This window comes from Clostridium sp. HMP27, assembly GCF_000765165.1.
Taxonomy (GTDB): Bacteria; Bacillota; Clostridia; order Clostridiales; family Clostridiaceae; genus Clostridium_AK.
Map to the genome: position 1 here is coordinate 1 of NZ_JMFY01000010.1, position 23,178 is coordinate 23,178.

General features: G+C 31.3%; 22 protein-coding genes and 2 tRNA genes. 22 read left to right on the top strand and 2 right to left on the bottom strand.

The features are described from left to right. Positions 1-273 precede the first annotated feature (273 nt). Positions 274-2,358: an elongation factor G gene (gene fusA / locus DP68_RS05070; RefSeq protein WP_035307026.1), complete on the top strand. Its 2,085-nt coding sequence runs from the start codon at positions 274-276 to the stop codon at positions 2,356-2,358. A 44-nt stretch (positions 2,359-2,402) separates the two neighbouring features. Here fusA and rbr read toward each other — a convergent pair whose 3' ends face one another. Further along, positions 2,403-2,990 carry a rubrerythrin gene (gene rbr / locus DP68_RS05075; protein WP_035307029.1) on the bottom strand — a complete coding sequence of 196 codons (588 nt, stop codon included), beginning with the start codon at positions 2,988-2,990 and terminating at the stop codon, positions 2,403-2,405. A gap of 185 nt (positions 2,991-3,175) precedes the next feature. On the opposite strand from rbr, the gene DP68_RS05080 reads away from it, so the two are divergent. From DP68_RS05080 to disA, 10 genes are all read left to right on the top strand, one after another. Further along, on the top strand, positions 3,176-3,421 hold the full coding sequence (locus DP68_RS05080) for a hypothetical protein (protein ID WP_035307031.1): 246 nt from the start codon (positions 3,176-3,178) through the stop codon (positions 3,419-3,421). Between the two features lie 46 nt (positions 3,422-3,467). Then, positions 3,468-4,424, top strand: a complete 957-nt coding sequence (locus DP68_RS05085; RefSeq protein ID WP_035307034.1) for an ROK family protein — start codon at positions 3,468-3,470, stop codon at positions 4,422-4,424. After that, a complete protein-coding gene (locus DP68_RS05090; protein WP_035307037.1) occupies positions 4,421-5,056 on the top strand; it encodes a histidine phosphatase family protein in 636 nt (211 codons plus the stop codon). Before DP68_RS05085 ends, DP68_RS05090 begins: the two co-directional genes overlap by 4 nt. 27 nt (positions 5,057-5,083) lie before the next feature. Beyond that, positions 5,084-6,265 (top strand): DHHA1 domain-containing protein, encoded by a 1,182-nt coding sequence (locus DP68_RS05095; RefSeq protein ID WP_035307038.1) that lies wholly within the window; start codon positions 5,084-5,086, stop codon positions 6,263-6,265. Between the two features lie 197 nt (positions 6,266-6,462). Then, complete coding sequence (locus DP68_RS05100; RefSeq protein ID WP_035307041.1) at positions 6,463-6,921, top strand: CtsR family transcriptional regulator; 459 nt, start codon at positions 6,463-6,465, stop codon at positions 6,919-6,921. Positions 6,922-6,972: 51 nt separating this feature from the next. Beyond that, the gene (locus tag DP68_RS05105) at positions 6,973-7,488 is read left to right on the top strand and encodes a UvrB/UvrC motif-containing protein (RefSeq protein ID WP_035307043.1); all 516 of its coding nucleotides are present in this window, start codon (positions 6,973-6,975) and stop codon (positions 7,486-7,488) included. An 8-nt stretch (positions 7,489-7,496) separates the two neighbouring features. Beyond that, positions 7,497-8,516: a protein arginine kinase gene (locus DP68_RS05110; protein ID WP_035307046.1), complete on the top strand. Its 1,020-nt coding sequence runs from the start codon at positions 7,497-7,499 to the stop codon at positions 8,514-8,516. Between the two features lie 22 nt (positions 8,517-8,538). Beyond that, positions 8,539-10,971 carry an ATP-dependent Clp protease ATP-binding subunit gene (locus DP68_RS05115; RefSeq protein WP_035307050.1) on the top strand — a complete coding sequence of 811 codons (2,433 nt, stop codon included), beginning with the start codon at positions 8,539-8,541 and terminating at the stop codon, positions 10,969-10,971. A 114-nt stretch (positions 10,972-11,085) separates the two neighbouring features. Next, entirely contained in the window at positions 11,086-12,450 is a 1,365-nt protein-coding gene (gene radA / locus DP68_RS05120) for a DNA repair protein RadA (RefSeq protein ID WP_035307052.1), read from the top strand. 19 nt (positions 12,451-12,469) lie between these two features. Next, positions 12,470-13,543: a DNA integrity scanning diadenylate cyclase DisA gene (gene disA / locus DP68_RS05125; RefSeq protein ID WP_035307055.1), complete on the top strand. Its 1,074-nt coding sequence runs from the start codon at positions 12,470-12,472 to the stop codon at positions 13,541-13,543. A gap of 50 nt (positions 13,544-13,593) precedes the next feature. On the opposite strand, the gene DP68_RS05130 is transcribed toward disA, so the two are convergent. After that, the gene (locus DP68_RS05130; protein ID WP_035307058.1) at positions 13,594-13,992 is read right to left on the bottom strand and encodes a hypothetical protein; all 399 of its coding nucleotides are present in this window, start codon (positions 13,990-13,992) and stop codon (positions 13,594-13,596) included. Between the two features lie 271 nt (positions 13,993-14,263). On the opposite strand from DP68_RS05130, the gene DP68_RS05135 reads away from it, so the two are divergent. The 11 genes from DP68_RS05135 (at position 14,264) to DP68_RS05185 (ending at position 23,036) form a co-directional block, all read left to right on the top strand. Next, entirely contained in the window at positions 14,264-15,364 is a 1,101-nt protein-coding gene (locus DP68_RS05135; protein ID WP_035307060.1) for a PIN/TRAM domain-containing protein, read from the top strand. Between the two features lie 23 nt (positions 15,365-15,387). Further along, positions 15,388-16,074 (top strand): 2-C-methyl-D-erythritol 4-phosphate cytidylyltransferase, encoded by a 687-nt coding sequence (gene ispD, locus DP68_RS05140; protein ID WP_035307063.1) that lies wholly within the window; start codon positions 15,388-15,390, stop codon positions 16,072-16,074. A 304-nt stretch (positions 16,075-16,378) separates the two neighbouring features. Continuing rightward, positions 16,379-18,091 carry a proline--tRNA ligase gene (locus DP68_RS05145; RefSeq protein ID WP_035307065.1) on the top strand — a complete coding sequence of 571 codons (1,713 nt, stop codon included), beginning with the start codon at positions 16,379-16,381 and terminating at the stop codon, positions 18,089-18,091. Between the two features lie 64 nt (positions 18,092-18,155). Further along, positions 18,156-19,556 (top strand): cysteine--tRNA ligase, encoded by a 1,401-nt coding sequence (gene cysS, locus DP68_RS05150; RefSeq protein WP_035307067.1) that lies wholly within the window; start codon positions 18,156-18,158, stop codon positions 19,554-19,556. A gap of 27 nt (positions 19,557-19,583) precedes the next feature. Beyond that, positions 19,584-20,009, top strand: coding sequence for a Mini-ribonuclease 3 (locus tag DP68_RS05155; protein WP_035307069.1), 426 nt, complete (start codon positions 19,584-19,586; stop codon positions 20,007-20,009). 27 nt (positions 20,010-20,036) lie between these two features. Further along, on the top strand, positions 20,037-20,777 hold the full coding sequence (gene thyX / locus DP68_RS05160; RefSeq protein ID WP_035307070.1) for an FAD-dependent thymidylate synthase: 741 nt from the start codon (positions 20,037-20,039) through the stop codon (positions 20,775-20,777). Between the two features lie 20 nt (positions 20,778-20,797). Then, on the top strand, positions 20,798-21,547 hold the full coding sequence (gene rlmB / locus DP68_RS05165) for a 23S rRNA (guanosine(2251)-2'-O)-methyltransferase RlmB (protein WP_035307072.1): 750 nt from the start codon (positions 20,798-20,800) through the stop codon (positions 21,545-21,547). Then, entirely contained in the window at positions 21,544-22,053 is a 510-nt protein-coding gene (locus DP68_RS05170) for an NYN domain-containing protein (RefSeq protein WP_035307075.1), read from the top strand. The genes rlmB and DP68_RS05170 overlap by 4 nt, the downstream gene beginning before the upstream one ends. Before the next feature lie 75 nt (positions 22,054-22,128). Beyond that, the gene (gene sigH, locus DP68_RS05175; RefSeq protein ID WP_035307079.1) at positions 22,129-22,779 is read left to right on the top strand and encodes an RNA polymerase sporulation sigma factor SigH; all 651 of its coding nucleotides are present in this window, start codon (positions 22,129-22,131) and stop codon (positions 22,777-22,779) included. An 87-nt stretch (positions 22,780-22,866) separates the two neighbouring features. After that, positions 22,867-22,941 (top strand) — tRNA-Gly (locus tag DP68_RS05180). Between the two features lie 19 nt (positions 22,942-22,960). Further along, positions 22,961-23,036, top strand: a tRNA-Thr gene (locus tag DP68_RS05185). Positions 23,037-23,178: the final 142 nt, after the last annotated feature.

Here is a 23,178-nt window from a genome sequence, read left to right on the forward strand (position 1 = left end):
TCCACGGAGCCATTTTTATTTATAATTAAATATATGATTGATAATATTAGTCTAAGATTACATTATATTTTGTAATTTTAGGCTTTTTTTATCTTTTAAGATACAAATAATATAATAATACTAATATATTTTAAATTTGTTGCATAATAATATCAAGTATGGAAAAAAATATAATATCAAATATTTTGAAAATTATATTTTTTCTAAAGGATTTTTTATTCTTTGATAGAATATATAAAACAAAGACAAAAAGTATGTTAGGGGGCATTGCTTATGAAAGAGTATAAAACAAGAAACTTGAGAAACTTAGGTATTATAGGGCACAGTGGTTCAGGTAAGACAACTCTTGCAGATGCAATATTATATCGTACCAAATCTGTAGATAGATTTGGAAAAGTAGATGAGGAAAGTAGCATATTTGATTATGATACGGAAGAAAGAAAAAGGAGAATATCAATTTCTACTGCAGTAGCTAATTGTGAGTGGGATGATATAAAAATCAACTTAGTAGATATGCCAGGATACTTTGACTTTGTAGGAGAAATGATAGAAGGTTTGAGAGCTATAGATGTAGCACTTATAGTGCTTTCAGGATCATCTGGAGTTCAAGTAGGAACAGAAAAAGCATGGGAATATGTAAATGAGCATAATCTTTCTAGAGCATTTTATATAAATAAGTTAGATAGAGAAAATAGCAATTTCCAAAAATGTTTATTAGAGTTAAAGGATAGGTTTGGTATATCAGTGGTTCCAATTCAGTATCCAATAGGAGAAGAGAGTGGATTTCAAGGAGTTGTGAATGTTATTTCCAATAAAGCTATGATATATAACCCTAAAAAAGATGATATAGAAGAAGCAGATGTGCCACCTGAATTATATGACAAGGTTAAAGAATGTAAAAACATGATAATGGAGGCAGTTGCAGAAACAAATGAGGAACTTTTAGATAAGTATTTTAGTGAAGGTGAACTAAGCGAAGAAGAAATATTTAGAGGATTAATAAATGGATGTGCTAGTGGTGAAATAGCTCCTGTTATGTGTGGATCTGCTTTAACTGGAAAAGGTGTAAAGACATTAATTGATGATATAATAGAGTGTTTCCCATGTCCAGAAGACATATCAGCTATAAAGGCTAAAAGTGTAAAAGATAATAAGGAAATAGAGGTAAAGATTTCTGAAGATGGACCATTTTCAGCTTTTATATTTAAAACTATTGCAGATCCATTCATAGGAAAGTTATCAATGTTTAGAGTTATTACAGGTAAAGCAAGTCCAGATATTATGGCGTACAATAGTAATAAAGATAAACAAGAAAAGTTAGGCGCACTGTATTTTATGAAAGGGAAGCAGCAAGTTAACACTGATAGTATAATAGCTGGAGATATAGGAGCAGTTGCAAAACTTCAATATACTAGCACAGGAGATACGTTATGTGATAGTAATTGTCGAATAATATTTGAAGAGATAAAATTCCCACACCCTTCAATGGCTATGTCTGTAATTCCTAAATCTAAGAATGATGAAGATAAGATCTCTAGTGGCTTGAACAGGCTATTAGAAGAAGATCCTACATTTAATATTTCAAGAGATTTGGAGTATGCAGAAACAATAATCTCAGGAACAGGAGAAACTCACCTAGAAGTTATAGCAAATAAATTAAAAAATAAGTTTGGGGTTGAGGTAACTCTTGAAACGCCTAAAGTTGCCTACAGGGAAACTATAAGAAAAATCTCTGATGTACAAGGAAAGCATAAAAAGCAATCCGGTGGCCACGGGCAGTATGGAGATGTGAAGGTAAAATTTGAACCAAGATCTGATGGAGATGAACTAGAATTTGTAGATCAAGTTGTAGGCGGGGTAGTACCAAGGCAGTATATACCAGCAGTAGAAAAAGGACTTAGAGAATGCATACAGCATGGTGTATTAGCTGGATATCCTATGATAAGACTTAAAGCTACTTTGCATGATGGTTCTTACCATCCAGTAGATTCATCAGAAATGGCATTTAAAATGGCAGCATCTTTAGCATATAAAAAGGGTATTCAAGATGCTGAGCCAGTACTACTAGAACCTGTAATGCATGTAGAAATATTAATACCTGACGAATATATGGGAGATATAATAGGAGATTTAAATAAAAAGAGAGGTAGAGTTCTTGGTATGGAACAGTCGGGTAAAAACCAAAAGGTTATAGCAGAAGTTCCACAAGCTGAGATGTTTAAATATGCAACTGATTTAAGATCACTAACTCAAGCAAAAGGAAGCTTTATTATGAGGTTTGAAAGGTATGATGAAGTTCCTCATTTAGAAGCACTTAAAATAATTGAAGAGAGAAAAAAGGAAAAGGAAGCTTTATAAAATGCAAATTGAAATCCGGTATATATTATATACCGGATTTTTTATTAATAATTTTCGCAAAATACTTCGAAGTAATCTTTTGGATGATTACATGAAGGACATACATTAGGAGCTTCTATGCCTTCATGGATATATCCACAATTATTACATTTCCATAAAACAATTTCATCTTTTTTAAATACTGTATCATTCTCTATATTATTAAGCAATTTTTTAAATCTCGCTTCATGTCTTTCTTCAACCTTACTAATATTTTTGAAGCTTAAAGCTATTTCCTTAAATCCTTCTTCTTCTGCAATTCTAGCAAATTCAGGATATGCTTTAGAATGTTCTTCATGCTCACCGGCAACAGCATAGCTTAGATTTTCTTTTGTAGTACCAAGTCCTACAGGATAATCCGCAGTAATAGTTACAGCTTCGCCTTTTAAATCTTTATTTAAATGTTTAAAGAACACTTTTGCATGTTCTTTTTCATTTTCAGCAGTTTCCATAAATATATTGGAAATTTGAACATAGCCTTCCTTTTTAGCTGTAGATGCATAGTATGTATATCTGGTTCTAGCTTGTGATTCACCAGCGAAAGCCTTTAATAAATTCTCAGCAGTTTTAGTTCCTTTTAATGATTTTTCCATATATTACCCTCCTCAAATTTTGATATAATAAATATTGTTAGGAAAATTATAACACTAATTTGTAAAAAAAATAAGTGAAATTTCAGTAAATTATATAAGAATTCATCCTTATTAAAATATATTGGTATATTTTCAATTTTGTTTACAAAAGCTAACTAAGAGGAAAAGAGGAAGGGAGTTATTTTATGTCAGATTTTAGGTTAGATATAAGGGATAGGATAATATTGGAGGATTATAGTGTGTTGTATGATTACATGGATATTCCATCAGAAAATGATAGACTTACTATAAATATAAAAAATAATGAAAGCGAAGATATAGATTTACTATGCAAAATTTTATTGGATAAAGGATTTGATATAATAAATGAAAATAGAGATGATGATTGGAATTGTAATATAATAGCAAATAGAAGAAATAAATTACATTAAAGCTATGATATAATAAATATTAATTATTAAACTTGGGGGAAGGGTTATGAATAAGGAATTTGTAATAGGGATAGATTTAGGTGGAACTAAAATAAATACGGCTATAGTGGATTTTCAAGGGAATATAATTAAACAGATTAATATTCCAACATTAGCAAGTGAGGGAGAGAATGTAGTTTTAAATAGAATTATTAAAACTATAGATGAAGTTTTAAATAAATCTGAAATTAAAATTGAAAATATTAGGGCAATAGGTATAGGTGCACCAGGGCCATTGGATTCAAAGGAGGGAATAATAATTACTACACCCAATTTGCCCTTTAAAAACTTTAATATTATAAATCCAATAAAAAAAATATATAATATAAATACTTATATAGATAATGATGGGAATGTGGCAGCTATAGGAGAGCATACATTTGGAGCAGGAAAAGGTTCTAAGAATATGATATACATTACAGTAAGTACAGGTATAGGAGGAGGAGCTATATTAAATGGCAATATATATAGAGGAAATACCTGTAATGCTTTAGAGGTAGGGCATATGACATTAGATCCTAAAGGACCATTATGTAATTGTGGAAATTACGGATGTGCTGAGGTTTTAGCTTCTGGCACATCCATAGGAAGACAAGGAAGACAAGCTATAGAAAAAAAAGTGATAACTAGTTTGAGTAAGTATTCTGATATTACAGCATATGAGGTATTTAATGAAGCAAAAAATGGTGATAAGGTATGCAGTGAAATAGTTAATAAAAGTTTAAATTACTTGGGAATTTGTATAGCAAATTTAGTTAGTATCTTTGATCCAGAAGTTGTAATAATAGGGGGAGGGGTATCCAAGGCTGGCGAAGTAGTTTTTAATACTGTAAAAGATGTAGTGAAAATGAGGTGCTTTAAGATTCTTGCTGATTCTTGTGAAATACTTCCTGCAAAGTTAAGTACTAATTCAGGAGTAATAGGGGCAGCGGCACTTGCGTTAAGGGAGGAGAATATATTATGACAACCACTATATATATAACTAGGCATGGTCAAACTGAGTGGAATGTAGAGAAAAGAATGCAGGGATGGAGCGATTCTCCTCTTACGGAATTAGGAATTCAGCAGGCAAAGTGGCTTGAGGAGAGATTAAAGGATACTAAATTAGATGTCATATATTCTAGTCCTATTAATAGAGCTTTGAGCACAGCTAATATAGTGAACAGTAAGAGGAATATACCCCTTTACACAGATTCAAGACTTAGAGAAATTAATATGGGGATATGGGAAGGTTTAACTCAAGATGAAATAGAAAAACTTTATAGTAAAGAGTTATATAATTTCTGGAATGCACCTAAATTATACAAGCCATATAGTGGAGAGACATTTTTTCAGGTAAGACAGAGAACAAAAGAACTAGTAAAAGAGATTATAAGTGAAAACATTGGAAAAGATATATTAATAGTAACACATACAATTACATTAAAAGCTATAATGAGTTTTTTCCAAAATGCATTAATAGAGGATTTTTGGAGTCCTCCATTCATTCATCCTACAAGTTTAACAATAGTGAGAGCAGAAAATGAAAGATTTGAAGTACTATTAAATGCAGATAGTTCACATTTAAGAAACTTGAAAGAAGTAAAAACTATATAATAAAGGTAAGGGGTGTAAATTATAACCATGACGGAGAGATTATATTATACTGATCCATATATTCAAGAATGGAATGCTAGCATAAAAGAAGTATTTCAAGAGGATGGTAAGTTTTATGTAATTTTAGATAAAACAGCATTTTTCCCAGGGGGAGGAGGCCAGCCTGAAGATAAAGGGTTCATAGATGGGTTACAGGTAAAAAGTGTATTTGAAAGAGAAAAAGAAATAATTCATGTTTTAGAAGGGAAGCCTGATTTAGCAGAAGTAAAATGTAAGCTGGATTTTTCAAAAAGGTTTTATTATATGCAGCAGCATGCAGGGGAACATTTGTTATCAGCGGTATTATACGATATTTATGGTACTCAAAATGATGGATTTCACATGGGGGATGAGTATATAACTATTGATAATTCAATGAAAAACTTTACAGATGATATTATAAATGAAGTAGAAAAAAGGGCAAATGATTATATATATAAGGATATACCTATTATAGATTATTTTGTAGACTATGAAAAAATCTCTAATTTAAATTTAAGAAAACCATGCACCGTAGAAGAAGATATAAGAATAGTAGAAATAGAAGGAATAGATCGTATAGCGTGTTGTGGAACCCATGTAAGAAGCACAGGGCAAATAGGATTAATAAAAATAGTTAAGACTGAAAATTATAAAGGAATGACTAGGATATATTTTAAGTGTGGACAAAAAGCTTTTGAAGACTATCAACAAAAGCATAAGATTGTAGCAACTTTAAATAAAAATTATTCATCTACTGATAAGGAAATTTTAGATAAAGTAACTAATGAAAGTTTACAGGTAAAGGTACTATCCAAGCAAGTAAAAGAGCTTAAAGAAAAGTTAATGGAATTTCGTGCTGAAGATATAGTTAAGGAAGTAAATAATTTAACATTATTTAAGAACTTTAACGAAGAAACCTTTGAGGAAATTCAAATTATTAATAGATTTATTATGGCGAAAAGCCATAGTATAAATATATTAGTTTCAGAAAAAGATAAGAAAGTAATATTATCTCATGATGGAACATTTGACTTGAATTGTGGAAAAGTCTTTAAAGAAAATATAAGTAATTTTCAGGGAAGAGGTGGCGGTGGTGATAAACATTGCCAAGGTGGTTTTCTTAAAGAAGAGGATTTAAATAAGTTTAGTGAGTTTTTAAGCTATGAGATTAATAAATATATTAAATAAACTTTGATTTGTTTATTGACTAGAGTATATAAAATTCAAATTATGAGCAAATGATAGTTTTTAAGAGGAAGTGTTAATTAATTTACTATAAATGGCATAGAAATCTATAATTTTATTTATTTGAATATTGCATTTAAGTAAGTAAAATTATAATATTTAATTAAGGTCAAAGAAAGTCAAAGTCAGGGGGTGCAAACGTGGCAAGGCTATCTGATATTATCGAAGAGTTTATTAAACAATTATTGCAAGATAACGATGAAAGTGAATTGCAAATTCAACGTAATGAATTGGCTAATTATTTTAGATGTGCCCCTTCTCAAATAAATTATGTTCTTACTACCAGATTTACTACAGATAGGGGATATTATGTAGAAAGTAAAAGGGGGGGCGGAGGCTGCATAATAATTAAACATGTGGATTTTAACCATAATAAAAAGCTTATGCAGGCTGTAAATTTACAAATAGGGGACAGTATCACTTTTGACAAATCTGTAAAAATAATAAATTATTTACAAGAGAATGATTTAGTCTCTGAGAGAGAGGCTTATATCATGAAAATGGCTATTAATGATAGAAGTTTGAATTTATTACAAGAAAATAAAAATACATTTAGAGCAGAGTTATTAAAAAGTATGCTATCTGTTTTATCAGTTTAGTAAGTAATAATTTTAAATATGAATAAAGTTTTATTTTAGGAGGCAATAGTTATGATGTGTGAAGTATGTAAAAGCAATGAAGCTTATGTACACATAACTAAAATAGTTAATGGAGTAAAACAGGAGCTAAATTTATGTGAATCGTGTGCTAAGCAGTTTCAAGGGATGGCTTACCCGGGAAATATAAATGTAAACTCTCCTTTTAGCTTTCAGCAATTAATAGGATTAATAATAGAAGGGGTTAATAATTCATCTTCTTTAGATAAAAGTTCTAATATAAAATGCGAAAAATGTGGAACCACATATAAAGATTTTAAAGAAAATGGGTTTTTAGGATGTGGTGAGTGTTATAAAAATTTCAAGAGTTCCACCATTCCTGTAATAAAAAGAGTACAAGGAAGTATAGAGCATAAAGGCAAAATTCCGTGCAAACAAGGCAAAGAAATAATAAACAAAAGAAGAATGCTTGAATTAAAGGAAGAACTTAAAAAAACTATAGAATCCGAGGAATATGAAAAGGCAGCAGAAATTAGAGATCTAATAAGAGAGATGGAAAAGGAAGGGTAGGGATTAGGATGCAAAATTGGATACATTCATCCTATAATGAAGATGGCATAATTTTAAGCAGTAGAATAAGACTAGCAAGAAACTTAAAGGATAAATCCTTTCCACATAAATTATCTGAAGAACAGAGTCGAGAAATTGTAAAAGAAGTTGAAGAAGTATTTTATGATAATGTTAATAAGGATGATTTTAATACCAGATATCTTTGGCAAACTAATTTTGTAGATGATGGAATCTATTTAGAAAAACATTTCATAAGTGATAGATTGATTTCTAATAAAAATAAAGCTGCTTTTATAATAAATGATGAAGAAACCATAAGTGTTATGATAAATGAGGAAGATCATTTAAGAATACAATGTATTACATCTGGCTATAATCTAGATGAAGCATATAAGGCTGCAAATGATCTAGATGATAAATTAGAGGGAAAGTTGCAGTACGCCTATGATGAAGAATTGGGATATTTAACAGCATGTCCCACTAATGTAGGCACAGCACTAAGAGCTTCGGTTATGATTCATTTGCCGGCACTTACTATGAATAACGAAGTTTCTAAAATTTTTAATGCATTAAATCAAGTTGGAATTACGGTTAGAGGATTATATGGTGAAGGATCTAAGGCTCAAGGTAATTTATATCAAGTTTCCAATCAGGTAACTTTAGGATTAACAGAACAAGAAATAATAAACAATCTGAAGCTAGTTGTAAATCAATTAATAAGCGAAGAAAAGCGTGCTAGGGAGATGCTTTTAAATACTCATTTAACTCAACTAGAAGATAAAATATATAGATCCTTAGGAATTCTAAAATTTTCAAGGATTTTAAATGGCGATGAGTGCTTAAAATTACTTTCCTATGTAAGACTTGGATTAGAAATGGGCATAATTAAGGATGTAAATAAGAATACATTAAATGAATTGCTTTTAATTTCACAGCGATATATGATTGATAAAATAGCTTCAAAGGAATTAAGTTATTCTGAAAGAGATATACTTAGGGCGAAAATTGTAAGAGATAAGTTAAAATAATTTTAAATGGTGGTGAATTATTATGATGTTTGGAAGATTTACTGAAAGAGCTCAAAAAGTGCTTATGTATGCTCAGGAAGAGGCAAAAAACTTACAACATGGTTATGTAGGAACGGAGCATATATTGTTAGGTATTTTAAGGGAAGATAGTATGTCACAAAATTTATTAAATAATATGAATGTGACTTTAAATGATGTAAAAGAACTCATTGAAGAATATGAGGGAAAGGGAGATATAGATATATACAGAAATGAGATACCACTTACTCCTCGTACAAAAAGATTATTAGAATTAAGTTTATTAGAAGCTAGAAACTTAAATCATAACTTCATATGTCCAGAGCATATTTTACTAGCGCTTATTAAAGAATCAGAAGGTGTTGCATTTACAATATTAAATAATTTGGGAGTAGATTTTGAGAAGTTAAGAAAAGAACTTTTGGAAAACTTATCTGGAGAGCAATCATCTAATACAGTTAATTCAGCTAAGAGAACTAACGAAGATACTCCAAGCTTAAATCAGTTTGGTAGGGATCTTACTGAAATGGCTAGGGAGGGTAAATTAGATCCTGTTATAGGAAGAGATAAGGAAACTCAAAGAGTTCTTGAGATACTTTGTAGAAGAACTAAAAATAATCCTTGTTTAATAGGAGATCCAGGGGTAGGTAAAACAGCTATAGCAGAAGGGTTATCTCAAAAGATAGTTTCAGGAAATATTCCTGAAATTTTAAAGGATAAAAGAGTTGTTACGTTAGATTTATCATCAATGATAGCAGGGGCAAAATATAGAGGTGAATTTGAAGATAGGCTAAAAAAAATAATGGAAGAAATAAGACGAGTGGGAAATGTAATACTATTTATTGATGAAATACACACTATAGTAGGAGCCGGTGCAGCAGAGGGCGCAATTGATGCATCAAATATATTAAAGCCTGCATTAGCTAGAGGAGAAATACAATGCATAGGAGCAACTACTATAGAGGAATATAGGAAGTATATAGAAAAGGATGCTGCATTAGAAAGAAGATTTCAACCTATTACGGTAGGAGAACCATCTAAAGAGGAAGCAATACTTATATTAAAAGGATTAAGAGATAAGTATGAAGCTCATCATAGAGTAAAAATAACAGATGATGCAATACTCGCTGCAGTTAATTTATCAGATAGATATATAACTGATAGATTTTTACCAGATAAAGCTATTGATCTTATTGATGAAGCTGCATCAAAGGTTAGAATTGAAAATATGGTAGCTCCTCCAGATGTGAAAAAGATGGAAGAAGAGCTTGAAACCATAACTCAAGAAAAAGAGGATGCTATAAGGGTACAGGATTTTGAAAAGGCTGCTCAGCTAAGAGATAGGGAAAAAGAAATTAAAGAAAAGCTTGATAATATAAAAACAGATTGGAAGACACAAAAACAGGCATCTACGCTAACAGTAGGAGAGGATCAAATAGCAGCTGTAGTTGCAAAATGGACTAATATACCTGCTGAAAGACTAACACAAAAGGAATCTGAAAAACTATTAAAGCTAGAAGAAATATTGCACAATAGGGTAATAGGGCAGAGCGAGGCCGTTAAATCTGTGGCAAGAGCAGTAAGAAGAGCTAGGGTAGGACTAAAGGATCCGAAAAGGCCTATAGGTTCATTTATATTTTTAGGACCTACTGGGGTAGGTAAAACAGAGCTTTCTAAGGCACTAGCTGAGTCTATTTTCGGAGATGAAAATAGCATGATAAGGATTGATATGTCTGAATATATGGAGAAGCATACAGTATCTAGACTAGTAGGATCTCCTCCAGGATATGTAGGATATGATGAGGGAGGACAGTTAACTGAAAAGGTTAGAAGAAATCCCTATTCTGTAGTTTTATTTGATGAAATAGAAAAGGCACATCCTGAGGTGTTTAATATATTACTACAGATATTAGAAGATGGAAGATTAACTGATGGTAAAGGTAAAACAGTAGATTTTAAAAATACGCTTATAATTATGACTTCTAACGTAGGTGCATCCACTATTAAAAGGCAAAAATCATTAGGATTCTCTGTGGCTTCCAATGAAAGTGAAGATCAATATGAAAAAATGAAGGAAAATGTTATGGAAGAATTAAGAAGATCCTTCAGGCCTGAATTTTTAAATAGAATAGATGATATAATTGTATTTCATCAATTAGAACAGGAAGATTTACAAAAAATAGTAGGATTGATGCTTAGAACTGTAAGCGAAAGATTAAGTGAACAAGGTATAAATATAAAATTTGATAGAGAAGCAGAATTGCTTCTAGCTAAAGAAGGGTTTGATCAAGTATATGGTGCAAGACCTCTTAGAAGAGCAATAACTAAAACCGTAGAAGACAAACTTTCAGAAGAAATATTAAGAGGAAACATTAAGAAGAATGAAGATATACTTGTTACAGTAAAAGATGATAAACTAGATTTTGTAAAACAATAATAGCAATAAACAAGGAAGTTTTATGAATAATAAAACTTCCTTGTTTATTATTAACAAAACTTTGTAATAATATTGTATAATAGTTATTTGTACAGAATATTGGGAGTTGATTATATGGCAAAAGTAAAAGCCGTGTTTGTATGTCAAAAATGTGGATATGAATCTCCTAAATGGTTAGGGAAATGCCCTGACTGTGATAGTTGGAATAGTATGATTGAGGAGGTAAAGACTTCAGTAAGTAAGACAGCTTCAATAGGACTTACAAGTGAAAAGAAAACTAATCCACAAAGCATATTAGATATTAAGTCTATTCAGTATGAGAGAATGAATACTGGAATTAATGAACTTAACCGTGTATTGGGTGGAGGAATAGTTAAAGGTTCTCTCACATTAATATCTGGAGATCCTGGGATAGGAAAATCTACTTTGCTTTTGCAGGCTGCAAATGAAATATCTAATAGATATGGCAAGGTTTTATATATATCTGGGGAGGAATCAGAAGAGCAGATTAAGATGAGAGGAGAGAGACTTGATACATTATCAAAAGAATTATATGTGGTGTCTGAAACAAATGTGGAAACAATTAAGAATCATATAGAAAATATATCTCCTATTTTTATAATTATAGATTCTATTCAAACTTTATTTAATCCACAAATTACTTCAGCACCTGGAACAGTATCTCAAGTAAAGGAAAGTTCAAACGAAATAATGCGTATAGGGAAAACTAAAAATGTTCCATTTTTTATAGTGGCTCATGTGACTAAGCAAGGAGCTTTAGCAGGACCAAAGGTACTAGAACATATGGTAGATACTGTATTAAGTTTTGAGGGAGAAAGGACTCAAGAATTTAGGATACTTAGAACAATGAAAAATAGATTTGGAACCACTAGTGAAATCGGAGTTTTTGAGATGAAGGAAGAAGGATTAGCGGAAATTTCGAATCCATCTGAGGCATTTTTAGAGGATATTCAGTTTCAAAAGGAAGGTTCAGTAGTGATAGGTATTATGGAAGGAACCAGGCCTATTTTAGTAGAAGTTCAGGCACTAGTAAGTGAAACCAAAGCATATATGCCTAGAAGAACTGCGGTAGGAGTAGATAATACGAGACTTAATCTTATTTTAGCTGTTTTGGAGAAAAAGTTAAAGATTCCATTTTATACATCTGATGTATATGTAAATGTTGTTGGAGGATTAAATATTGAGGGCACGTTTGCTGATCTAGGAATTGCCCTGGCACTAATTTCTAGTGCCAAGAATAATGCTGTAAATTTAGAAAAACTTGCAGTTATTGGAGAAATTGGATTAACTGGTGAAGTAAGACCTGTTTCATTTTCAGAAAGAATAATAAATGAAGCTTTTAAAATGGGGTTTACTAATTTTATAGTTCCATTACGTAACAAGGGTAAGGTAAATATCGAAGGGATTAACGTAATAGGGGTTTCTACATTAAAAGAAGTGATAAGTAAAGTATTTTAAAACATAGGGTGTGAGTAAAGTGAGATTTGAAAAAGATAAGGAACTTATGAGTATTTTAAAAATAATGGCTCCAGGTACTTTTCTAAGAGAAGGATTAGAAAATATTTTAAGAGCAAAAACAGGCGGATTAATAGTGCTAGGAGATAACGAACAGATTTTGGGGTTAGTAGATGGAGGATTTACCATTAGCTCAGAATATAGTCCCTCCTATGTATATGAACTAGCAAAAATGGACGGAGCAATAGTTATAAGCACTGATTTAAAAAAAATTATTAAGGCAAATGCTCAATTAATGCCAGATTCTAATATACCAACCTTTGAAACAGGAACTAGACATAGAACAGCGGACAGAATGGCTAAGCAAACAGGAAGTATTGTTATAGCTATTTCTCAGAGAAGAAACATAATCACTGTTTATAAAGGAAGTATAAAATATGTGCTAAGAGATAGCAGTGTAATCTTAGGTAGAGCTAATCAAGCACTACAAACCTTAGAGAAGTATGTATCTGTATTAGATAGAGTGGTAAATAATTTAAATACCTTGGAATTTCAAGATTTAGTGACATTATTTGATGTGATGACAGCTATACAAAGAATGGAAATGGTAATGAGGATAGTAATTGAAATTGAAAGATATATTTGTGAATTAGGTAATGAAGGTAGATTGATTTCTATGCAGCTTAATGAATTAATTAAGTCTGTAGAGCAAGATGAAATATTCCTTATAAGAGACTATTGTGAAAGTTATATGGATTATACGGAAGTATATAAGCAAGTTCAAAATATGTCATCTGAAGATTTACTTAATTTAGATATTATATCAAAGTTCTTAGGATATGTAGGAGTTCCTTTAGTAGATACACTTATATCTCCAAGAGGATATAGAATGCTTAATAAGATTCCTAGAATACCAGCTAATGTAATAGAAAATTTGGTGAAGAATTTCCAAGAACTTAAAGCAGTAATGGAAGCTTCTTATGATCAATTAGATAAGGTGGAAGGAATAGGAGAGGCTAGAGCAAAGGCCATAAAAAATGGACTTAGAAGATTAAGAGAACAGATTATGATAGATAGACAGATTCCTTATAGATAGTTAGCAAAAAGTAAGTAAATATCCTTTACTTAGGATACTTACTTACTTCTTTATCTTAATGAATATTTACCTAACGTACCTATTTTATTATGTTCTTTTAATAAAATATCATATAAATTTAAGTCTAATATGTTACATAATGAAGTTAAATAAAATAGGTTATTTCCTATTTCACGCTCGATTATATCTCTACAATTATCACATAAGGCACCTTCTAAATGAGTTTTTAAAAGATGACTCATATCCTCAATATCAGTATTATCATTTGGAAGTTCCTGTTTTTTTCCGCAAATTTCTATGCATCCGCAATTAGTAACAGATTTTGCTACAGCTCTATTAATTCTACATTCGGATTCCTGTAACTTTGTAAGTATATCCAATATACTTTTATGTCTTAATAGAGACTCATCAACTACATTTTGAAAACTGTCATAAATTAAATCTTTCATTTTAGTCAACTCCTAACAAATAAGATTAACAAGCGTAACTAAATAGATAATTGTAAATAAGAAAATTTATAGGTTATCTCCATAAATTATTTATATATATATGATAAAGTAAAATTAATAAACTTAATAGGGGGTGGAAATAAATAAAAATTGGTAAATAAACAATTAAATTATACGGTAATTATTGAAAATTGCTAATTATTAAGATATATTAGAAATGACTGAATTTAATTTGTAAATTATGTTAATAATTATTTTAGGAGGTGAAGAAATGTTAAAAAAAATATTAAGAGGATTATTTACAATTATAGGTCTTTTATTTGGATACTTTATTGGAGAGTCCTTATTAAAATCTAATTTACTTGTGGAACTTAATCATTTTCAAAATAGTCCTATTAAAACGGTATTATTCTTAATATTATCAACTTTATCATTCGGATTCATATTATTTATAATTTCCCCATGGATAACTTTTATAATTATAAAAATCATGGATTATGTAGAAAAGAGTATCCAAAGGCTTCCGGCAAATGAGGTTATTTCTGGAACATTAGGAGGTATTTTAGGTCTTGCTATATCTGCATTGTTTGTAAATTTATTAGCTCGTGTACCAGTGCTTGGAGTACCTTTAGCAGTTGTAGTAGCTGTTATAATGGGTGCCTTGGGGGCTAATATAGGTCTTAGAAAAAGAGATGATATAATGAATTTGTTTTCAGGACTAAAAAAAGCTGGCTCTGGAAGTAAGGATAAAAAGGGTAAGGGATATAAAGCTGACCCTAAAATTTTAGATACTTCAGTCATAATTGACGGTAGAATATTTGATTTATGTCAAACAGGATTTATAGAGGGAACTCTTGTGATACCTAATTTTGTTTTAGAAGAATTAAGACATATTGCAGATTCTTCAGATGGATTAAAGAGGAATAGGGGCAGAAGAGGTCTTGATGTTCTAAATAAAATCCAAAAGGAATTAAATATTGACGTACAAATTTATGAAAAGGACTTTCCTGATATAGCAGAAGTTGATAGTAAACTTTTAAAACTTGCACAAGTTCTAAGTGGTAAAGTAATAACTAATGACTATAATTTAAATAAAGTAGCTGAATTTCAAGGAGTACCTGTATTAAATATTAATGAACTGGCAAATGCCATAAAACCAGTGGTACTTCCAGGCGAAGAAATGAGAATTCAGATAGTTAAGGATGGTAAAGAATCCAATCAGGGAGTAGCTTACTTAGATGATGGAACAATGATTGTAGTAGAAGGTGGAAAAAAGCACATTGGAGAAATTGTAGATGTTACAGTAACTTCTGTACTTCAAACTGCAGCAGGTAGAATGATATTTGCAAAACAAAAGGAGAACTTTGAATAAAGAGTTATGAAAGAGGGCTGGATATGTGTAAAGCTTGTGCTGTAATAGTGGCAGGTGGAAAAGGGAAAAGGATAAATGCTGGTATAAACAAGCAGTTTATAGAGATAAATGGAAAGCCTATAATTTACTATACACTAAAAGTTTTTCAACTACATGAAGATATAGAAAGTATAGTATTAGTAGCTGCTCCTGAAGAAGTTGAGTATTGTAAGAGGGAGATAGTGCAAAAATATAAGTTTAGTAAAGTTACTCATATTGTATCAGGAGGAGCTGAAAGAAGAGACTCTGTATTTAATGGATTAAAGGCTGTAGAAAATTCCGAAGTTGTGCTAATACATGATGGGGCCAGGCCATTTGTAAGCAGTGATGTTATAACACAGGGAATAAAATTTGCAAGCTTATATGGAGCTAGTTGTTCTAGCGTTTTACCAAAGGATACTATAAAAATAAGAGATGAAAATGGGTTTTCTAAGAAAACATTAAATAGAGATACCTTAGCATGTTTACAAACTCCTCAATGTTTTAAATATGATATAATTTATAAAAGTCATGAAGGGATTCAGGAACTTAAAGATGATTTTACTGACGATACTTCAGTAGTGGAGTACTTTGGACACCATGTATATCTATACTCTGGAGATTATAGAAATATTAAAATAACAACTCCAGAAGATTTACTAATAGCAAAAAATTTATTAGGAGAAAATTAAAGAAACAAGCAAGGTCTTGACAGAAAATTGTCTTTTACTATAGTATAGATATAGTGAAATTAATATTATGCTATGATGAAGAATAGTAAAAACAAACTACAGAGAGAAGACCCTAGGCTGAAAGGTGTTCACTGTTTTGAACCTGCTTCGGAGCTGTAGTATAAAACTACCGGTGATAACCGTTATCAAAAGTGAGTAAAAATTTAGGTGGTACCGCGTATGTTCGCCCTAAGAGGGGCGGGCATATTTTTTGTATCTAAATAATGAATTTAATATATATTTTAATTATATAGGAGGAATTTATATGAGATTATCTAACATGCTTATCAGCACTTTAAGGGAAGTTCCAGCGGAAGCTGAGATAGTAAGTCATCAGCTTATGTTAAGGGCTGGAATGATGAGAAAAATGGCTTCAGGAATTTATAACTTTATGCCTTTAGGCTTAAGAGTTATTAAGAAAATAGAAGATATAGTTAGAGACGAAATGGATAAGGCAGGTGCACAGGAATTTTTAGCATCAGCAATTCTTCCTTCAGAACTTTGGAAGGAATCAGGAAGATGGGAAGTTTTTGGACCTGAAATGTTTAAATTAAAGGATAGAAATGAAAGAGAATTTTGCTTAGGACCAACTCATGAGGAAGTATTTACAGATATAGCAAGAAATGAAATAAAATCTTATAAACAGTTACCTTTAAACCTTTATCAAATACAAACAAAGTATAGAGATGAGAGAAGACCAAGATTTGGGGTTATGAGATCTAGAGAATTTGTAATGAAAGATGCATATAGTTTTGATAAGGACTATGAGGCACTAGATAGATCATATAATACCATGTATGAAACATATTATAATATATTTAAAAGATGTGGCTTAAGCTGCCAATCTGTAGAAGCTGATTCAGGAGCTATGGGTGGCTCAGGTTCCGCTGAATTTATGGTTAAATCAGAAATAGGTGAAGATGAGATAGCATTTTGTACAGCTTGTGAATATGCTGCAAATGTAGAAAAGGCTCCATCTACGCCAGCAGTTGCAGAAGCTGAAGATTTAAAGCTAATTACAAAGGAAGCTACACCAAATATAAAAACAATCGATCAGTTAGTTGAGTTCTTTAAAACTACTCCTGAGAAGTTTGCAAAAACACTTATTTATAAGGTAGATGATAAAGTAGTAGCGGTAATGGTAAGAGGAGATAGAGAAGCAAATGAAGTTAAGATAATAAATGCTTTAGGTGGAGCAGTTTCTTTTGAAATGGCAAATGAAAAAGTGGTTAGAGAAGCTACATCTGCAGAAATAGGATTTGCAGGACCTCTAGGAATAAAGGTAGATACTTTGCTAGTTGATGAAGAAGTTAGCAAAATGTATAATTTTATTATAGGTGCTAATGACACAGGTTATCATTATATAAATGCTAATTATGGAAGAGATTTCGAAGGGAAAGTGGGAGATTTTAGGAGAGTCATAGAAGGTGATAAATGTCCAAAATGTGGCGAAAGCTTAACTGTAGCAAGGGGAGTAGAAGTAGGACATATTTTCAAATTGGGAACAAAATATTCAGAAACAATGGGCGCTAACTTCCAAGATGAAAATGGTGAAAATAAACCTCTTGTAATGGGATGTTATGGCATAGGTATAAATAGAACAATGGCAACTGTTATAGAGCAAAACCATGACGAAAATGGAATAGTATGGCCATTATCTATAGCGCCTTACCAGGTGACGGTAATTCCAGCAGTGATGAAAGATGAGGATCAAGTTAAAACTGCAGAAGAAATTTATAATAAGCTTAAGTCTATGGGAGTAGAAGTTCTTTTAGATGATAGAAATGAAAGAGCTGGAGTAAAGTTTAAGGATGCAGATTTAATTGGTATTCCTATGAGAATTACTGTAGGTAAAAAGATACAAGAAGGTAAAATAGAATTTAAATTAAGAGACTCAAGTGATATAGAAGTTCTAGAATTAGGGGATATTTACGACAAGGTAAAAGCAGAGTTTGAAAAAAAGGGCATAAGATTATAGGTTTGGTAATATAGCAAGATTTATTAATAGATATAGAAAAAGTTTTATGGAGGAGGCAATGGGTATGAAAGTATTTAATACATTAACTAGAAAAAAAGAAGAATTTGTTCCTTTACAATCGGGGATTGTGAATATGTATGTATGTGGTCCAACTGTATACAACTTTTTTCATATAGGAAATGGAAGAACCTTTATAGTATTTGATACAGTAAGAAGATATTTTGAATATAGAGGATATAAAGTTAACTTCGTACAAAATTTTACAGATATAGACGATAAGATGATAAAAAGAGCAAATGAAGAAAATATTACTGTAAAAGAATTAGGAGATAGATTTATAGAAGAATATTATAAAGATGCAGATGCATTAAATATTGAAAGAGCTACTATAAATCCACGTGCAACAGAATTTATCGATGAAATAATTAATTTTGTAAAAGATTTAATTGATAAAGGATATGCATATGAAGTAAATGGAGATGTTTATTTTAATACTAAAAGTTTTAAGGAATATGGAAAGTTATCTGGTCAAAATTTAGATGATTTACAAGCGGGAGCAAGAATCAATATAGACGAGAGAAAGAATGATCCAATGGATTTTGCTATTTGGAAGAAACAAAAGCCTAACGAGCCTGCTTGGGAAAGTCCATGGGGAATGGGAAGACCAGGATGGCATATAGAGTGTTCTTGTATGGCTCATAAGTTATTAGGAGAAACCATAGATATTCATGCAGGTGGTCATGATCTTATATTCCCTCATCATGAAAATGAAATAGCACAAAGTGAATGTAGAACAGGAAAAGCCTTTGCAAAATACTGGATGCATTCAGCATTTTTAAATGTTAATAATGAGAAAATGTCTAAATCGCTTAATAATTTTTTTACAGCAAGAGAAATATTAGATAAATATGAACCAGATGTAGTTAGATTATTCATGTTATCAGGACATTATAGAACTCAACTTAACTTTTCAGAAGAATCTTTAGAAGCTTCTAAGGCTGCAATAGAAAGACTGTATAACGCTATATCAAATTTAGAAAATCTTTTGCAAGAAGTAAAGGTTGAGGTTGCAAGTGACAGTGAAAGAGAATATTTAAAACATTTAAGTGAATATAAAGATAAATATATAGAAAAGATGGATGATGATTTTAATACCGCAGATGGGATATCTGTTATATTTGACATGATAAGAGATATGAATACAAATATAACTACTGAATCATCTAAAGAGTCAGTAAACTATTGCTTAAGTCTTATAAGAGAACTTGGAAGTCCTTTGGGAATACTTCAAAAGACTACAAAGACAACTCTAGAAAAGGAAATAGAAGAGCTAATAGGGAAAAGACAAGAGGCAAGAAAACAAAAGAACTGGGCTCTATCAGATGAAATAAGAGATAGTTTAAAAGCAAGAGGAATAGTTCTTGAGGATACTCCTCAAGGAGTTAGATGGAAAAAAGTAGATTAAAATTTTAAGAAATAAGGAAGAATAATAATGGAAATGTCTTTTTTAGAGAATAGATTTACTCCTGCAGAAGCTAGATATTTAAATCCTCTTGTATTAGCTTTTGTGGGGGATGCTATTTATGAGGTATTTGTAAGGGCATATTTAGTAGATAATTATAGGGATATGCATGTACATAAACTTCATAAAAGGGCTGTAGAATTTGTTAAAGCTCAAGCTCAAAGTGAGTTTGCAAAAAATATAATTGATGAATTAACTGAAGAGGAATTCTCGATTTTTAAAAGAGGAAGGAACACTAAATCAGCTACAGTCCCTAAAAATGCTGATGTTCAGGATTATAGGATGGCTACAGGGTTCGAAAGCCTTATTGGATATTTATATTTAACCGAACAAATTGATAGACTAAAATGTGTATTGAATAGAGTACTTGATGTTTACAAACAAAATAATAGTTAGGATAGGTAAGTTTAGGGGGAAGCGAAATTGTTGAAAGTAAGATTATTAGAACATACACCAAATCCAGAAAGAGTCATAGCTCAAGCTGCAAAATTATGCTATAGCTCTGTTGGTGTAGATGAGATAGAAACTAATCTAGATAAAGATAAAGTAGAAAAGTTCTTAAATATGCTTATGTCTTATGGACATGAATCACCAATAGAGCATGTTTCATTTACTTTTGCAGCAGAGGGAATATCGAGAAGTTTGTCTCATCAATTAGTTAGACATAGAATAGCATCATATTCACAGCAAAGTCAGAGATATGTGAAGCTTGATCAATTTGAATATATAATTCCACCGGAAATAGCTAAGAATGAGGAAGCTAAAACATTATTTCAAAAATCCATGGAAGATAGTCAAAGGTCTTATAATGAAATAGTTAAGCTTTTAGAAGAGGGATATTTAGAACGAGGTATTACAAAAAGTTTTGCTGAGAAAAATGCTATAGAAGATGCTAGATATGTATTCCCAAATGCTTGTGAAACTAAAATAGTATTTACTATGAATGCCAGAAGCTTAATGAACTTTTTTAGACATAGATGTTGTAATAGAGCTCAATGGGAAATTAGAAACTTAGCAGATGCTATGTTAATAGAGGTTAAAAAGGTAGCACCTATTTTATTTAGATATAGCGGACCTTCCTGTATAAATAATGCTTGCCCAGAAGGAAAAATGAGTTGTGGCAATATAGAATCAGTGAGAAAAAAATATAAAGAAGAACTTTAAGATAAAAAGAGGGATCAATTATGAGTGAAAATATATTAGAAGGAAGAAATGCAGTAATAGAAGCGTTAAAGGCAGATACTACTATAGAGCAGGTGTTAGTAGCTAAAGGAGATACCAAGGGTTCTATTAATTTGATACTTTCATTGGCACGTGAAAAAAAGGTAGTAGTAAAAGAGGTAGATAGAAAAAAACTGGATTCGATTTCAGAAACGGGAAGTCACCAGGGGGTAATAGCATATAAGACACCCTATAAATATTGTGATGTAGCAGATATACTAAATTATGCTAAGGAAAAAGGAGAAAAACCTTTTATAGTTATTTTAGATGAAATAGAAGATCCTCATAATTTCGGTGCAATCATAAGAACTGCAGAGGTGTCTGGAGTACATGGTATAATCATTTCTAAGAGAAGAAGTGTTGGTGTGACACCAACGGTATACAAATCCTCAGCAGGAGCTGTGGAACATGTGAAAATTGCAAAGGTGTCTAATATAAATAGTACAATAGATGAATTGAAGGAAAACGGAATTTGGGTATATGGTGCTGACATTAAAGGAGAGCAGTACTGCTATGAAGCTAATTTAGAAGGAAGTATAGCGCTTATAATTGGCAGTGAGGGCAAGGGTATGTCTAAATTAACTCAAGAAAAATGTGATGTGTTAATAAAAATCCCTATGCTTGGAAGAGTTAATTCTCTAAACGCTTCTGTGGCGGGGGGCATATTGATGTATGAAATATTAAAGCAACGATTGGTCAGAGAGAAAAAGTGAGAAATGTATTTGTAGATGGGTATAATGTAATAAATAGTTGGCCAAATTTAAAAAAAATAAAAAATTATAGTTTAGAATCCGCCAGAGAGAAGCTTATAGAAACATTACAGAACTATGCTTCTTTTAATGGATACAAGATTTTTTTGGTTTTTGATGCACATATGGTAGAGAAAAGTATTGAAAAAAGGGAAAAGTACGGAGAAAATTTGGTTGTGGTGTTTACTAAAGAAAATGAAACAGCAGATAGCTTTATTGAAAGAATAGTAAATAATGTAGGAAGAAAAATAGAGGTTTTTGTAGTAACATCGGATGCATTAGAACAACAATTAATATTCCAAAGGGGGGCAATTAGAATGTCCTCCTTGGAATTTTATCATGAAGTGAAAAGTGTAGAAAAAAGAATAAATACAAACATAGAAAAAAGTTCTATAAGAGAAAAAATAACTTTAGAAGAGCGAATAGATGAAAATGTTCTGGAAAAACTTCAAAAAATTCGCAAAAGTTGAGTAAATTCCTTGACTATGAAAATGCTTGTAAGGTATAATTTAACTTGTAGCACAAATATCTAGGGGGGATGTTATGTGGGAAAAGGGGTTGTCAGTAAGAGTGTGAATACTCAATTGTTAAAGTATAAGGAAATGTTGGATGAAGAAATAGTAAGTCAAGCTAAAACAGGAGATTCAAGAGCTCAGGAATATTTAATTAATAAATATGAGAATTTTGTAAAATCTAAAGCAAAGTCATATTTTTTAATAGGAGCCGATAAAGAAGATATTTATCAAGAAGGAATGATAGGCTTGTATAAAGCTATTAGAGATTTTAAACCAGACAAATTATCTTCATTTAAAGCATTTGCAGAACTTTGTGTCACAAGGCAAATAATTACAGCGATAAAAACGGCTACTAGGCAAAAACATATACCGTTAAATACGTATATTTCTCTTAATAAGCCCATTTATGATGAAGAGTCAGATAGAACATTAATGGATATTTTATCTGAAGCAAGGGTTGCAGATCCTGAAGAGTTAATAATAAGCAGGGAAGAAATAAATCATATACAAACCGAAATAGGGGAAGTGCTATCTGATTTAGAGATGGAAGTATTAATGTCGTACATAGATGGTAAGTCGTATCAAGAAATCGCATGTGATTTGGATAGGCATGCTAAATCTATAGATAATGCGCTTCAACGTGTAAAAAGAAAATTGGAAAAATGTTTAAACATTAAATAAATTTTATATTGACAAAGTGTAGTAGTTATATTAAAATTAGTAATCGGTATACAGTGTTTTATTTGTATGCTGATTTGAACTATTCGGGCGGGAGTAGTTCAGTGGTAGAACACTAGCTTCCCAAGCTAGTTGCCGCGGGTTCAATCCCCGTTTCCCGCTCCAGAGTTTCGTTTTCCAAATTGCCCATATAGCTCAGTAGGTAGAGCGTCACCTTGGTAAGGTGGAGGTCACCGGTTCAATCCCGGTTATGGGCTCCATATTTTTTACATATGTAATAACATAAACACACCAGGGTAAGTTTACTCAAGTAAAAATAATTGTTTAACATAAAGGAGGAAATAAAAAATGGCAAAGGCAAAATTTGAAAGAAACAAACCTCATGTAAACATAGGAACAATA

Coding starts and splice junctions, on each gene's coding strand:
- fusA (WP_035307026.1), top strand. CDS start 274: ATGAAAGAGTATAAAACAAGAAACTTGAGAAACTTAGGTATTATAGGG.
- rbr (WP_035307029.1), bottom strand. CDS start 2,990: ATGGAAAAATCATTAAAAGGAACTAAAACTGCTGAGAATTTATTAAAG.
- DP68_RS05080 (WP_035307031.1), top strand. CDS start 3,176: ATGTCAGATTTTAGGTTAGATATAAGGGATAGGATAATATTGGAGGAT.
- DP68_RS05085 (WP_035307034.1), top strand. CDS start 3,468: ATGAATAAGGAATTTGTAATAGGGATAGATTTAGGTGGAACTAAAATA.
- DP68_RS05090 (WP_035307037.1), top strand. CDS start 4,421: ATGACAACCACTATATATATAACTAGGCATGGTCAAACTGAGTGGAAT.
- DP68_RS05095 (WP_035307038.1), top strand. CDS start 5,084: ATGACGGAGAGATTATATTATACTGATCCATATATTCAAGAATGGAAT.
- DP68_RS05105 (WP_035307043.1), top strand. CDS start 6,973: ATGATGTGTGAAGTATGTAAAAGCAATGAAGCTTATGTACACATAACT.
- DP68_RS05110 (WP_035307046.1), top strand. CDS start 7,497: ATGCAAAATTGGATACATTCATCCTATAATGAAGATGGCATAATTTTA.
- DP68_RS05115 (WP_035307050.1), top strand. CDS start 8,539: ATGATGTTTGGAAGATTTACTGAAAGAGCTCAAAAAGTGCTTATGTAT.
- radA (WP_035307052.1), top strand. CDS start 11,086: ATGGCAAAAGTAAAAGCCGTGTTTGTATGTCAAAAATGTGGATATGAA.
- DP68_RS05130 (WP_035307058.1), bottom strand. CDS start 13,992: ATGAAAGATTTAATTTATGACAGTTTTCAAAATGTAGTTGATGAGTCT.
- DP68_RS05135 (WP_035307060.1), top strand. CDS start 14,264: ATGTTAAAAAAAATATTAAGAGGATTATTTACAATTATAGGTCTTTTA.
- ispD (WP_035307063.1), top strand. CDS start 15,388: ATGTGTAAAGCTTGTGCTGTAATAGTGGCAGGTGGAAAAGGGAAAAGG.
- DP68_RS05145 (WP_035307065.1), top strand. CDS start 16,379: ATGAGATTATCTAACATGCTTATCAGCACTTTAAGGGAAGTTCCAGCG.
- cysS (WP_035307067.1), top strand. CDS start 18,156: ATGAAAGTATTTAATACATTAACTAGAAAAAAAGAAGAATTTGTTCCT.
- DP68_RS05155 (WP_035307069.1), top strand. CDS start 19,584: ATGGAAATGTCTTTTTTAGAGAATAGATTTACTCCTGCAGAAGCTAGA.
- rlmB (WP_035307072.1), top strand. CDS start 20,798: ATGAGTGAAAATATATTAGAAGGAAGAAATGCAGTAATAGAAGCGTTA.